Consider the following 12,761-nt stretch of genomic DNA (forward strand, 5'->3'; position numbering starts at 1 on the left):
CCTGTTCGTGGGAGCGATGGAGGTCGTTTGGGCAATTGACGTGCACACGGCGGTGCAAGGGCGGTCGTGTGATCGTCATGATGCTGCGCCGAGAGCGTCGAGAAACGCGTCCGCCCAGGCGCGGACGTCGTGTGAGCGCAGGTGGGAATGCATAGCATGCATCCGTTTGCGCCCTTCGACCGGGTCGACGTGGATCGCACGCATGAGTGCGTCTTTCACCCCGTCGAGGTCGTGCGGATTGCACAGGAAGGCCTGTCGCAGCTCGGCCGCCGCGCCGGCGAACTCCGACAGCACGAGCGCGCCGCCACCGTCGGCGCGGGCGCCGACATACTCCTTGGCAACGAGATTCATGCCGTCCCTCAGGGGAGTCACCATCATGACGTCGGCCGCGACGTACAACGCGGCCAGCTCAGCCCGACTGTACGACTGATGCAGGTAGTGCACGGCCGGTTGGCCAACTCGTCCGTACTCCCCATTGATCCGCCCGACCTCACGCTCAACGTTCACCCGCAGCGTCTGGTAGTGCTCCACTCGCTCCCGGCTCGGCGTAGCCACTTGTACCATCACCGTATCCGGCGCCGTGAGTCGCCCATCCGACAACAATTCACGGAAGGCCTTCAGCCTTCTTTCTATCCCCTTGGTGTAGTCGAGACGATCCACTCCCAGGATGATCGTCTTCGGCTCACCCAGCTCGGTCCTGATCGCCTTGGCTCTGGCCTGCACTTCGGGCGAGGCGGCGAGCCGCTCCATCTCCTCGACGTCGATCGAGATCGGGAAGGCCTCGGCGCGCACCGTGCGGCCCTCCCACTCCACGACGCCGCGCCGCACCCGGGTGCCCAGCAGATGTCGGGACAGTTGGACGAAGTTCTGTGCGCCGAGTGGCCGTTGGAAACCAACCAGATCGGCACCGAGCAGACCCTTGAGAAGTTCCGCCCGGCGGGGTAGTTGCATGAACAGTTCGACCGGGGGAAATGGGATGTGCAGAAAAAACCCGATCTTGAGATCGGGTCGGGTCTCGCGCAGCAGCGCCGGCACGAGCTGCAGCTGGTAGTCCTGGATCCATACGGTGGCGCCGGGTGCCGCGTCGTCGGCGACGGCCTTCGTGAACCGCTCGTTGACCAGCCGGTACGACTCCCACCATCGTCGTTTGAAGATCGGTGTCTCCACGGCGTCGTGATAGAGCGGCCACAGGCTGGAGTTGGAGAACCCCTCGTAGTACCGCTCGACCTCGCCCGCGCTCAGCGCGACCGGGTGCAGCTGCACCCCGCCCGCCTCGAAGGTCTCCTCGGGCAGCTGCGCGTCCCCCGTGCCGCCCGACCAGCCCACCCACGTCCCGTTGCGCTGCTGCAGGACCGGCTCCAGTGCCGTTACGAGGCCTCCTGGGCTCCTGCGGAAGCTGACCTCGCCGTCCGGTCCGACCACCTTGTCGACCGGCAGTCGATTGGCGACCACCACGAATGCACTGTTTCCAGCCACGTGTCGTGTCCTCCCCCTGGGTGATCCACCCTCGTACTTTCAGCCTACTGATCCGCGAAGTGCCCGGCAGCATGCAGCGTCCTGGCTCACAGGTGCGATCCTGCTGGGCATGTCCTCGCACGATGCCTACGCCGAGCCCGAACGGGGCCGGACGCTCACCGTCGTCCTGCTCGCTTTGCTGATCCTGACCGTCATCGGTGCATTGTTCGGATTCGTGCTAGGGCGTCGAGACATTGATGACCCTAAGTCAAAGGCCGGCAGCGGACAGTCTTCCCGGCCTGTCGATTCCGTCACCAGCCAGGCCGCCCCGAAAGGCATGCCGTGCCCGGCGTTCATGGAGGACGGGGTCAAGAGCCGCGACGCCAAGGCGGCCCTGCCGCTGGTCCTGCAGCTCTACATCCGCACCGACCGGCACGAGGTCTGGATCTGCCTGGAGGCCGATGGCGACGGCCTGTGGTACCAAGGGCACGACAAGCGCAAGAACTTCTCGGGTGTCGACGGGTCCGGCGAGACGCCGATCGAGGGCGACAACGGGCTCCTGGTGCCCAGGGGTAACGTCACCAACGCCGGTGCCGACAAGTACATCGCGACCAACGAGGGCACCAGGTACACGGTCTCCCGGGACAAGCTCGTGATCGAGGGCAAGCAGACCACGTCGGAGGACGTGCGGGACTGGCAGCCCAAGAAGTGACGCCCGATTTGGGGGCGGGGCCGGGGGCCTGGAAAGATTGACCCGACGCGAACACAGACTTACCGGAGGTAGGGGCGCACCGTGGCGCAGTACATCTACGTGCTCGAGAAGGCGCGCAAGGCGCACGGCGACAAGGTCGTGCTCGACAACGTCACGCTGTCGTTCCTGCCCGGCGCGAAGATCGGCGTGGTCGGCCCCAACGGCGCCGGCAAGTCGAGCCTGCTCAAGATCATGGCCGGGCTCGACAAGCCGAGCAACGGCGAGGCCCGGCTCATGCCCGGCTACACCGTCGGCATGCTCCTGCAGGAGCCGCCGCTGAATGAGACCAAGACCGTCCTCGGCAACATCGAGGAGGCCGTCGCGGAGACCAAGGCGAAGCTCGCCCGGTTCAACGAGATCGCCGAGCTCATGGCGACCGACTACTCCGACGCGCTGATGGAGGAGATGGGCAAGCTCCAGGAGGAGCTCGACCACGCCGACGCGTGGGACATCGACTCCGCCCTCGCCCTCGCCATGGACGCGCTGCGCTGCCCGCCGCCGGACGCCGACGTCACCACGCTCTCCGGTGGTGAGCGCCGCCGCGTCGCGCTGTGCAAGCTGCTGCTCGAGGCGCCCGACCTGCTGCTGCTCGACGAGCCCACCAACCACCTCGACGCCGAGAGTGTCAACTGGCTGGAGCAGCACCTGCAGAAGTACGCGGGCGCCGTGCTCGCGGTCACCCACGACCGGTACTTCCTCGACCACGTCGCCGAGTGGATCGCCGAGGTCGACCGCGGCCAGGTCCACGGCTACCAGGGCAACTACTCCACCTACCTGGAGAAGAAGGCGCAGCGCCTCGCCGTCGCCGGCCGCAAGGACCAGAAGCTGCAGAAGCGCCTCACCGAGGAGCTGGAGTGGGTCCGGTCCAACGCGAAGGCCCGCCAGACCAAGTCGAAGGCCCGCCTCGAGCGCTACGAGGAGATGGCCAACGAGGCCGAGAAGACCCGCAAGCTCGACTTCGAGGAGATCCAGATCCCGCCGGGCCCGCGCCTGGGCAACATGGTCATCGAGGCCAAGGAGCTGGTCAAGGGCTTCGACGAGCGCGGCGTGCTGATCGACGGGCTGTCCTTCTCGCTGCCGCGCAACGGCATCGTCGGCATCATCGGCCCCAACGGCGTCGGCAAGACCACGCTCTTCAAGACCATCGTGGGCCTGGAGGACCCCGACGCCGGCCAGGTCCGCGTCGGTGAGACGGTCAAGCTGTCCTACGTCGACCAGAGCCGCTCCGGCCTCGACGGCGACAAGACGGTGTGGGAGGTCGTCTCCGACGGCCTGGACCACCTGATGGTCGGCAAGGTCGAGATGCCGTCCCGGGCGTATGTCGCGGCGTTCGGCTTCAAGGGCCCCGACCAGCAGAAGCCGACCAAGGTCCTGTCCGGCGGCGAGCGCAACCGGCTCAACCTGGCGCTGACGCTGAAGATCGGCGGCAACGTGCTGCTGCTCGACGAGCCGACCAACGACCTCGACGTCGAGACGCTGTCGTCGCTGGAGAACGCGTTGCTGGAGTTCCCGGGCTGCGCCGTGGTCATCTCCCACGACCGGATGTTCCTCGACCGGGTCGCGACCCACATCCTCGCCTGGGAGGGCGACGAGAAGGACCCGGCCAAGTGGTTCTGGTTCGAGGGCAACTTCGAGTCGTACGAGAAGAACAAGGTCGACCGGCTCGGCCAGGAGGCGGCGCGCCCGCACAGCGTCACCTACCGCAAGCTCACCCGCGACTGAGGTGGCCCGCTTCGTCTACCACTGCGCCCTGCGCTGGTCCGACCTGGACGCGTACGGGCACGTCAACAACGCGCGCTTCCTCACCCTGTACGAGGAAGCGCGCGTGGCGTTGATGTTCACCGCGGCGAAGTCGGCCGGGTTGCAGACGTTCGAGGACGGCATCGTCATCTCACGTCATGAGATCGACTACCTGCGGCCCATCGACTACGGCGATCCCGTGCGCATCGAGCTGTGGCTGGAGGAGATCAAGGCGAGTCGATTGACGGTCGCCTACGAGCTCTTCGACGGCGACGTGGTCGCGTCCCGCGCGCGGACCGTCTGCGTGCCCTTCGACCTTGCCGCCGGCCGGCCGCGCCGGGTCAAGGACGTCGAGCGCGAGTTCCTGTCCCCGTGGCTCGGTTAGCGGGCGCTCCGTGGCTTGGGTAGACGGCCTCGGGGCCGCGGACGCCCGGGCATTCCTGGCCCGGGCGGTCCGGCTCGACGCCGGCGCGATGGTCCGGCTGCGGCCGGCCGGTGACGACCGCGTCACCCTCTGGTCACGCCTGCCGTGGGGCGTCCTGGTGAGCCGCGGCGTCCCCGGACACGTCGACGGCGATCACACCGTCCTGGCCCGCGAGCTGCTGGTGATGCTCGATGACCAGCTTCCCGCATTCCGGGACAGCGAGTGGCGGTGGTCCATCCCCGGCGACGCGGGTGTGGTCGTGGAACGCATCCCGGGTGCCGACATCCGGCGGGTCGGGGCGGCCGCGGCGGACACGTTGCGGACCGCCGCCGCGGAGGGCGTGGGTGGCCGCGCGGTCGGCTCCCGGGTGCTCCGCGACGCGCTGCTCGATCATGTGCCGATCGTCGTGACGACCGACGGCGGGGAGCGGGTCGAGATACCCCAACGGCTCGTGCAGGCGGTCGTGCGAATGGGGTTCATGACGAGCGAACGTGCACCTGCACGAGACTTCGTCGATGTTCGGAAATCGGGTCCATGGACGGCTCTGGCCTGCGCATATGGCTCAGCCTGGCATCGTGCTGCCAAGACTCTCTTCATCGGATAGACGGTGGTAAGACCCTCACCCGAACGGGTGGGGCGAGGGTGAAATTGGGGGCTGCTGAAACTCGTCCGAACGGGTACCGTCCTCATTCGGGTCCACCGCCGAGCGAAATCACTCGGCGACGGACCGCAATTGCGGGTGGAGGCCACGGGGGAGCTAGGGAGCGCGGGACGATGCCAAAGTGGCCATGGCGTGCCGAGCAGACGGACGGGTCGCAGACCGACACGACCGTCGCGCAGCTGGCACGGGAAGAGCCGATTCCGGTGACCGACGCGGTGTGCGACGGAGCCCCGGACGTGGGTGCGGGCGTGATCGCACCGGTGACGTTGCTGCGGGTCGCTGAGGCCCTCGAGCAGCTGGAGATTCGATACCTGACAGATGGGGATGGCAGCCTTCTCGCGCTGTGGGAGCGCCACGCTGTGCTGTTCGCCCTCGAGGGGCCGTCGGACGAGATCCTCGTCGTGCGTGCCAGGCCGCATGCCACGGTGCCCCCGGACTGGGCCGACCGGTCCTACCGGGTGGTCAACGAGTGGAACCACACACGCCGCTTCTACAAGGCCTATGTCGGCGACCCCACCGACCGCGGCCAGCTCCCGATCTACGCCGAGATGCAGGTGCCCCTGCTGTCCGGTGCCCACCCCGAGCTCATCGCCGAGCTCGTCGACTGCGCGGCCGTCGTCGCGATGGGGTTCGTCGACTGGCTGCACGACGAGGGCGCACTGCTCTGACGCTGCTGTGTGCCCCGCCTTTTCCGGACATTTCCGGCAACGGCGGGGCCTCGTACCGGCGCCGCTTCGACGTGATCCGTGGGCATGGGACGATAGGGGTCTGATCCCCGCCAACTCGGAGAACGGACGCCTGTGCCACCGACGAACGACCCCGGCGTGAACCGTCCCGGTGCCACCGTGCCGGACCGGATCCGCAACTTCTGCATCATCGCGCACATCGACCACGGCAAGTCGACGCTGGCCGACAGGATGCTGCAGCTGACCGAGGTGGTCGACGCTCGGCAGATGCGGGCCCAGTATCTCGACCGCATGGACATCGAGCGCGAGCGCGGCATCACCATCAAGAGCCAGGCCGTCCGCATGCCGTGGCGGGTCCGCGAGGGGGACCTGACCGGCGAGCAGTTCGTGCTCAACATGATCGACACCCCGGGCCACGTCGACTTCACCTATGAGGTCTCCCGCAGCCTGGCCGCCTGCGAGGGCGCGGTGCTGTTGGTCGACGCGGCGCAGGGCATCGAGGCGCAGACGCTCGCCAACCTGTACCTCGCGCTCGAGAACGACATGACGATCATCCCGGTGCTCAACAAGATCGACCTGCCGGCCGCGCAGCCCGAGAAGTACGCCGAGGAGCTCGCCCACCTGATCGGCTGCGAGCCCGACGACTGCCTGCGCGTGTCGGGCAAGACCGGCGTCGGCGTGCCGCACCTGCTGGACGAGATCGTGCGGCAGCTGCCGGCGCCCAAGCCCGGCGCGGACGAGGGCACCCGGGCGATGATCTTCGACTCGGTCTACGACGTGTACCGCGGCGTCGTCACGTACGTCCGAGTCGTCGACGGCCGCCTCGGCGCCCGCGACCGGATCAAGATGATGTCGACCGGCGCGGTCCACGAGCTGCTGGAGATCGGCGTCATCTCGCCCGAGCCGATCAAGAGCGACGGGCTCGGCGCCGGCGAGGTGGGCTACCTCATCACCGGCGTGAAGGACGTGCGCCAGTCCCGGGTCGGTGACACGGTCACCATCAACGCCAAGCCGGCCACCGAGCCGCTCGGTGGCTACAAGGACCCGAAGCCGATGGTCTACTCGGGGCTCTACCCGATCGACGGCTCGGACTATCCGCTGCTGCGCGACGCGCTGGACAAGCTCAAGCTCAACGACGCCGCCCTGGTGTACGAGCCGGAGACCAGCGCCGCGCTCGGCTTCGGCTTCCGGTGCGGCTTCCTCGGCCTGCTGCACCTGGAGATCATCCAGGAGCGCCTCGAACGCGAGTTCAACCTCGACCTGATCTCCACCGCGCCCAACGTGGTCTACCGGGTGATCATGGAGGACGGCAGGGAGCACGCCGTCACCAACCCGAGCGAGTTCCCCGACGGCAAGAGCAGCAACATCTACGAGCCGACCGTCCGGGCCACCGTCCTGACCCCCAACGACTTCGTCGGCGCCGTCATGGAGCTGTGCCAGAGCCGCCGCGGCTCCCTGCAGGGCATGGACTACCTGTCGGCCGACCGCGTCGAGCTGCGCTACACGCTGCCGCTGGGCGAGATCATCTACGACTTCTTCGACCAGCTGAAGAGCCGCACCAAGGGCTACGCCAGCCTCGACTACGAGCCCAGCGGGGAACAGCAGGCCGACCTGGTGAAGGTCGACATCCTCCTGCACGGCGAGCCCGTGGACGCCTTCAGCTCGATCGTGCACAAGGACAAGGCGTACAACTACGGCGTCACCATCGCCTCCAAGCTGCAGAAGCTCATCCCGCGCCAGCAGTTCGAGGTGCCGATCCAGGCCGCGATCGGCAGCCGGATCATCGCCCGCGAGACGATCCGCGCCATCCGCAAGGACGTGCTCGCCAAGTGCTACGGCGGTGACATCAGCCGGAAGCGCAAGCTGCTGGAGAAGCAGAAGGAAGGCAAGAAGCGGATGAAGATGGTCGGCCGCGTGGAGGTGCCGCAGGAGGCGTTCATCGCCGCACTGTCCACGTCCGACGCCCCCACCGCGGACAAGCCGAAGAAGTGAAGCACTGCCCCCGTTGCGGGGCGTCCACGGACGCCCCGCCGGTGGAGTGCGCCACCTGCGGCTACGAGGTCTTCCTCAACCCCCGCCCGACCGGCACCGCCATCATCTTCGACGACGCCGACCGCTTCGTCGTCATCCGCCGCGCCCGCCCGCCGCAGGTCGGCTGGTGGGACCTGCCCGGCGGCTTCTGCGACGGCTGGGAGCACCCCCGCGACGCGGCGGTCCGCGAGGCCCGCGAAGAGCTCGGCGTCGAGGTCCGTCTCGGCGACTTCGTCGGCATGTGGATCGGCACCTACGAGTACCAGAACGAACAGCTGTCCGTCCTGGACTGCTTCTGGCTGGCCCGGCTGGCCCCCGGCGCCACCATCACCCTCGACACGTCCGAAGGCACCGAGTACGCCTGGGTGCCTTTGTCTGATCCGCCCCCTCTCGCGTTCATCACGATGGAGTCGGCCATACGCGAGGTTCGTCGATCGCCGGGGCGTTTGGTCCCCTGAGGTCACGGGCAATAGGAGCGCAACCGCAACTGCAATCCCCCAGGTTGAGGCTCTGAAGGAGGACACCGTGACTGTCACCGGAATCATCACGGCACTGATCGTCGGCCTGATCGTCGGTGCGCTCGGGCGCCTGGTCGTCCCCGGCCGCCAGAACATCCCGATCTGGCTGACCATGGTGATCGGCGTGGTCGCCGCCCTGCTCGGCACCGTCATCGCGAACGCCATCGGCATCTCCACCGACACCCCCGGTGTCGACTGGGGCGAGCTGCTGATCCAGGTGCTGGTCGCCGCGGTCGGTGTGGCCCTGGTGGTCGGCGTGGCCGGTCGCGGGCGCCGCAGCACCCTGTAACACCCCCATCGCGTCAGGCCCCCAGCCTCCCCGGACTGGGGGCCTTCGCGCGCCATGACCCCGGTGGACGCGGAGCGGCCGTGCGCCTCAGGGGTTGAGGGGCACGGCCGCTTCGGTCAGGCAGGGGGGTAAAGCTAGCGGAGCCAGGGGATGGAGCGGTCGAGGAGGCCGCGGGTCTTGAGCTCCTTGCGGAGGGGGATCTCCTCGTCGATGTAGCCGTTCCAGTTGATGCCCCAGTAGTTGGCCGTGTGCGTGGCCTCGCCCAGGAGCTGGCGCTGGACGGGGGTGCGGTTGGCCCACCACTCGCCGTCGTAGTCGATCGGCATGTCGTCGAGGTTGCGGATCCACCGGTACGTGTAACCGATGAACAGCATCTTGCGGGTGATCTCGGAGTAGTTGGGCGACCGGGAGTGCCAGAGGCGCCGGTCGAAGATGAAGCAGTCGCCCGGGTTGGCCGTGATCTCCACGGTGCCCTCGGGGTCGGGGTTCTCGACCGTGGTGTCGGCCGGGCGGGGCAGCGAGTTCCAGAGGTGGCTGCCCGGGATGACCTTGGTGGCGCCGCGGCCCTGCTCCGAGAGGTCGGAGATGACATAGGCGATCTTCAGCGAGAACATGGGCCGCGGGAGGTTCGGGTCCATGGTCTCGGGGTCGGAGTTCTGCCGGTACCCGTCCTGGTGCCAGCCCCACGAGGGAGCTTCCGTCATCGCCGCCGGCGGGGTGATGTCGAGGTGGTTGTGGTGCGTGTAGATGTTCCAGCCGGCCAGGCCCCACATGTACGGGAAGAGGGTCGGCTGGGTCAGCAGGTGCCCGAAGAGCTCGTCACGGTTCAGGAAGCCCAGCAGGTGCAGCGTGCCGTCCTTCTTCATGCTGCTGGAGCCGGCCGCCTGCTCCTCGGCGTAGACCCGGTCCATGGCGGCTTCGAGCTGCGCGCGGTGGTCTTCCTTCAACACGTTGCGGACCAGCAGGAAGCCCTGGTCCAGGAATTCCTTGCGGTCGGCCTCGCTGATCGGCTCATAGCCGGTCAGACCGCCGTAGTCGGGTGCAGCGGACGTCATGTCCTCCCCTTACTTTCGTCAACCAGGGAACGACCGATGGTAACGCGAGGTGTACAACGGACCGAGTCGGGAGTTCTCCACCGGACAGTGCGAAATCCCGTCCGAACGGCGTGCAACCTGCGCGTCAGTAGACCTCGGCGACGACGCGGTCGCCGCCGGCGCCGCCACGCTGCGTGATCCGGGCCCAGCTGCCGCTCTTCGCGGTCCACTCCATGTCGTTGAACGCGACCCGCTTGACGCCGTGGTCCTGGGCGTGGGCGACCATCCAGTGCGCGTACTGCCAGCCGGTCTTCTGCTCGCGGACCTTGAGCGCGACCCCGACGAGGTCGGTGACGTCGGCGGTGCTGACGTTGCCCCAGTCGAGCTTGACGCCGGCGGCGAGGGTCTGCGCGGCCTCGACGCCGTGGCTGGAGGACTCGGTGACGGTGCAGGAGACGGCGCCGGTGGCCTCGCCGCTCAGGGCGCGGGCCATGATCTCCGACTCGTCGACCCACTTCTCGTACGCCTCGGGGTGGGCGCTGCGCTGCACCTCCTGCGCGGCGTCGGTGACGCGCATCTTCTCCCAGCCCTTGACCTTCAGCAGGGCGGTGTAGAAGGCGTTCGCCGCGTAGCGCGGGTCGGCGATCTGCTCGGGCTTGCCCCAGCCCTGGCTGGGCCGCTGCTGGAAGAGGCCGATCGAGTCGCGGTCGCCGCCGGCGAGGTTCTCCAGCTTCGACTCCTGCCACGCGGTGGCGAGGGCCACGACCAGCGCCCGCCGGGGCACACCACGGCGCAGGCCGACGGCGGTGATGGTGGCGGCGTTGGCGACCTGCTCCGAGTCCAGCGGCACGGAGGTGACGGTCGAGGAGGAGCCGGACGACGCGGCGGGCGCGCTGCCGGCGTCGATGACGCAGGCGCGGCCCGGCGGCAGCAGCGCCGGCAGGTGGTCGCCGAGCTTCTGCAGCAGCGCGTAGATGCCGGCGGTCGCGACGATGCCGAGCACCACGATCGCGATCAGCACGTGTCGTGTACGCATCGTCACCTCCTGACCTGAGAACTTGACCAGCGTACGTCCCACCCGCCACCACATCCCCGCGCTACACACCGGGACGGGACGGGTCCGGCCGTTCAGGCGACGCCGTCAGGGATCCAGTTTGGGTCTCGTTTGTCCCGGAATGCCATGATTCCCTCGATTCCTTCGGCGGAACCGAAATACGACACGGAAAGTTCCGTCATGGCCGCCAGCTCGTCACGGAACGTGTCGGCTTTCCGTCGCCGGAGCAGCTCCTTCGTGCCGCGCAGGGCGCCCGGCGCTCCCCGTACCAGCGACGCGACGAACGCCGAGACGGCCTCGTCGACCTGGTCGGCGGCGACGGCGGCGGTGACCAGACCGATCTCGCGGGCCCGGGCGCCGTCGAACGTCGCCCCCGTCAGGAACAGCTCCGCGGCGGCGCGTGGGGACAGCCGCGGCAGCACCGTGGCGGAGATCACGGCCGGGATGACGCCGATGCGCACCTCGGAGAACGCGAATGTCGCCTCGAGCGAGCAGACCGCGATGTCGGCGGCGGCGATAAGGCCCAGGCCACCCGCGCGGGCGGGCCCGGTGAGCCGCGCGACGACGGGCTTCGGGCACTCCCAGATCGCGGTGAGCACCTCGCCGAGCCGGTTGATCGGCGGCTTGCCCGAGCCGAACGCGGCCGCGGTCTCCTTCAGGTCCGCGCCCGAGCAGAAGACCGGCCCGGTGTGGGTGAGCACGACGACCCGCACGGTGTCGTCCGCGGTGGCGGCGGCGAGCGCGGCGAGAAGCTCCTCGATCAGGGCCGTCGACAGCGCGTTGCGGTTGGCGGGGCTGTCGAGCGTGACCGTCGCCACGCCATGCGCCGTCTGTGACCGTACGAGTGGCATGCGGGCACACTAGTGAAATGCCCGGAACACTGCCAGAAGGTGAGCCGATCCCGCGGGACGGCGCGCTGCCCGACGGGGTCGCCGACGCGGCGGGGGAGGCGGGGTTCGGGGTCTACGTCCACGTCCCGTTCTGCGCGTCCCGCTGCGGGTACTGCGACTTCAACACGTACACCGCCGACGAGGGCGTCCTGAGCGCCGGCTATGCCGAGCAGGTCCTCGACGAGCTGGCCCTGGCCGCCAAGGTGGTCGCGCCGCCGCGGGTCGACACGGTCTTCTTCGGTGGCGGCACGCCGACGCTGCTGCCGCCGGCGGAGCTGGCCCGCATCCTCGACGGCATCGACCGCACCTGGGGCCTCGCCGGCGACGCCGAGGTCACCACGGAGGCCAACCCGGAGTCCGTCGACGCGGCGGGGCTGCGGCAGCTGCGCGCGGCCGGGTTCAACCGGATCTCCCTGGGCATGCAGTCCGTCGCGCCGGGCGTCCTGACGGTGCTCGACCGCCGGCACACCCCCGGGCGGCCGGCGGCGGCGGTCGCGGAGGCGCACGCGGCCGGGTTCGAGCGGGTCAACCTGGACCTGATCTACGGCACGCCCGGCGAGCGCCCCGAGGACTTCGCGGCGTCCCTGCGCACCGTGATCGGCTCGGGCGTGGACCACGTGAGCGCGTACGCCCTGATCGTCGAGGACGGGACCCGGCTGGCGGCCCGCATGCGCCGCGGTGAGCTGCCGTACCCGGACGACGACGTGGCCGCCGACCGCTACCTCGCCGCCGAGCAGGCCCTGACGGAGGCCGGGATGACGTGGTACGAGGTGTCGAACTGGTCCCGCGACTCGCCCTGCCGGCACAACGAGCTCTACTGGCGCGGCGGCGACTGGTGGGGCCTCGGGCCCGGCGCGCACAGTCACGTGCGGGGGGTGCGGTGGTGGAACGTGAAGCACCCGCACACGTACGCGGCGCGCCTCGCCGACGGTGCGTCGCCGGGGCACGCGCGGGAGGTGCTGACCGAGGAGGAGCGGCGCTTCGAGGACGTGCTGCTGCGGATCCGGCTCGCCTCGGGCCTGCCCCTGGCCGTCCTGGAGCCGCCGGCGCTGGAGGGCGCCCGCCGCTGCCTCGACGACGGGCTGCTGGAGGCCGGTCCGTTCGCCGAGGGCCGGGCCGTGCTCACGCTGCGTGGCCGCCTGCTCGCGGACGCCGTGGCCCGCGACCTGACCTGACCTGCCCTGACCTGAACTCAGAGGGGCCGGACATGGCGAGGGGCGGCTCGATG

At 69.1% G+C, this 12,761-nt stretch carries 13 protein-coding genes; 9 read left to right on the plus strand and 4 right to left on the minus strand.

Annotated elements, in window-relative coordinates:
• Positions 1 to 75 precede the first annotated feature (75 nt).
• Entirely contained in the window at positions 76 to 1,476 is a 1,401-nt protein-coding gene (locus ABZ321_RS14435) for a trehalose-6-phosphate synthase (RefSeq protein WP_344512003.1), read from the minus strand.
• A 334-nt stretch (positions 1,477 to 1,810) separates the two neighbouring features.
• On the opposite strand from ABZ321_RS14435, the gene ABZ321_RS14440 reads away from it, so the two are divergent.
• The 8 genes from ABZ321_RS14440 (at position 1,811) to ABZ321_RS14475 (ending at position 8,555) form a co-directional block, all read left to right on the plus strand.
• Complete coding sequence (locus tag ABZ321_RS14440) at positions 1,811 to 2,167, plus strand: hypothetical protein (RefSeq protein ID WP_344512001.1); 357 nt, start codon at positions 1,811 to 1,813, stop codon at positions 2,165 to 2,167.
• Between the two features lie 81 nt (positions 2,168 to 2,248).
• Complete coding sequence (gene ettA, locus ABZ321_RS14445) at positions 2,249 to 3,928, plus strand: energy-dependent translational throttle protein EttA (RefSeq protein WP_344511999.1); 1,680 nt, start codon at positions 2,249 to 2,251, stop codon at positions 3,926 to 3,928.
• A 1-nt stretch (position 3,929) separates the two neighbouring features.
• Positions 3,930 to 4,331, plus strand: coding sequence for a thioesterase family protein (locus ABZ321_RS14450; protein ID WP_344511997.1), 402 nt, complete (start codon positions 3,930 to 3,932; stop codon positions 4,329 to 4,331).
• A 10-nt stretch (positions 4,332 to 4,341) separates the two neighbouring features.
• Entirely contained in the window at positions 4,342 to 4,974 is a 633-nt protein-coding gene (locus ABZ321_RS14455) for a hypothetical protein (protein WP_354891199.1), read from the plus strand.
• A gap of 170 nt (positions 4,975 to 5,144) precedes the next feature.
• Positions 5,145 to 5,699 carry a YbjN domain-containing protein gene (locus tag ABZ321_RS14460; protein WP_354891200.1) on the plus strand — a complete coding sequence of 185 codons (555 nt, stop codon included), beginning with the start codon at positions 5,145 to 5,147 and terminating at the stop codon, positions 5,697 to 5,699.
• Positions 5,700 to 5,831: 132 nt separating this feature from the next.
• Positions 5,832 to 7,709: a translation elongation factor 4 gene (gene lepA / locus ABZ321_RS14465; RefSeq protein WP_354891201.1), complete on the plus strand. Its 1,878-nt coding sequence runs from the start codon at positions 5,832 to 5,834 to the stop codon at positions 7,707 to 7,709.
• Between the two features lie 41 nt (positions 7,710 to 7,750).
• On the plus strand, positions 7,751 to 8,206 hold the full coding sequence (locus tag ABZ321_RS14470; RefSeq protein ID WP_344511991.1) for an NUDIX hydrolase: 456 nt from the start codon (positions 7,751 to 7,753) through the stop codon (positions 8,204 to 8,206).
• A 67-nt stretch (positions 8,207 to 8,273) separates the two neighbouring features.
• Complete coding sequence (locus tag ABZ321_RS14475; RefSeq protein WP_344511989.1) at positions 8,274 to 8,555, plus strand: GlsB/YeaQ/YmgE family stress response membrane protein; 282 nt, start codon at positions 8,274 to 8,276, stop codon at positions 8,553 to 8,555.
• A 134-nt stretch (positions 8,556 to 8,689) separates the two neighbouring features.
• On the opposite strand, the gene ABZ321_RS14480 is transcribed toward ABZ321_RS14475, so the two are convergent.
• From ABZ321_RS14480 to ABZ321_RS14490, 3 genes are all read right to left on the minus strand, one after another.
• A complete protein-coding gene (locus ABZ321_RS14480) occupies positions 8,690 to 9,610 on the minus strand; it encodes a phytanoyl-CoA dioxygenase family protein (protein WP_344511987.1) in 921 nt (306 codons plus the stop codon).
• Positions 9,611 to 9,734: 124 nt separating this feature from the next.
• Entirely contained in the window at positions 9,735 to 10,631 is an 897-nt protein-coding gene (locus ABZ321_RS14485; protein ID WP_354891442.1) for a hypothetical protein, read from the minus strand.
• An 86-nt stretch (positions 10,632 to 10,717) separates the two neighbouring features.
• On the minus strand, positions 10,718 to 11,494 hold the full coding sequence (locus ABZ321_RS14490) for an enoyl-CoA hydratase-related protein (protein ID WP_344511983.1): 777 nt from the start codon (positions 11,492 to 11,494) through the stop codon (positions 10,718 to 10,720).
• A gap of 17 nt (positions 11,495 to 11,511) precedes the next feature.
• Here ABZ321_RS14490 and hemW point away from each other — a divergent pair, with 17 nt between their 5' ends.
• Entirely contained in the window at positions 11,512 to 12,708 is a 1,197-nt protein-coding gene (gene hemW / locus ABZ321_RS14495; protein ID WP_354891202.1) for a radical SAM family heme chaperone HemW, read from the plus strand.
• Positions 12,709 to 12,761: the final 53 nt, after the last annotated feature.

This window comes from Dactylosporangium sp. NPDC006015, assembly GCF_040614215.1.
GTDB lineage: Bacteria > Actinomycetota > Actinomycetes > Mycobacteriales > Micromonosporaceae > Dactylosporangium > Dactylosporangium maewongense.

Bases quoted from the DNA above. Each gene is read 5' to 3' on its own strand.
- ABZ321_RS14440 (WP_344512001.1), top strand. From the start codon at position 1,811: ATGGAGGACGGGGTCAAGAGCCGCGACGCCAAGGCGGCCCTGCCGCTG.
- ABZ321_RS14480 (WP_344511987.1), bottom strand. From the start codon at position 9,610: ATGACGTCCGCTGCACCCGACTACGGCGGTCTGACCGGCTATGAGCCG.
- hemW (WP_354891202.1), top strand. From the start codon at position 11,512: ATGCCCGGAACACTGCCAGAAGGTGAGCCGATCCCGCGGGACGGCGCG.
- ABZ321_RS14460 (WP_354891200.1), top strand. From the start codon at position 5,145: ATGCCAAAGTGGCCATGGCGTGCCGAGCAGACGGACGGGTCGCAGACC.
- ABZ321_RS14490 (WP_344511983.1), bottom strand. From the start codon at position 11,494: ATGCCACTCGTACGGTCACAGACGGCGCATGGCGTGGCGACGGTCACG.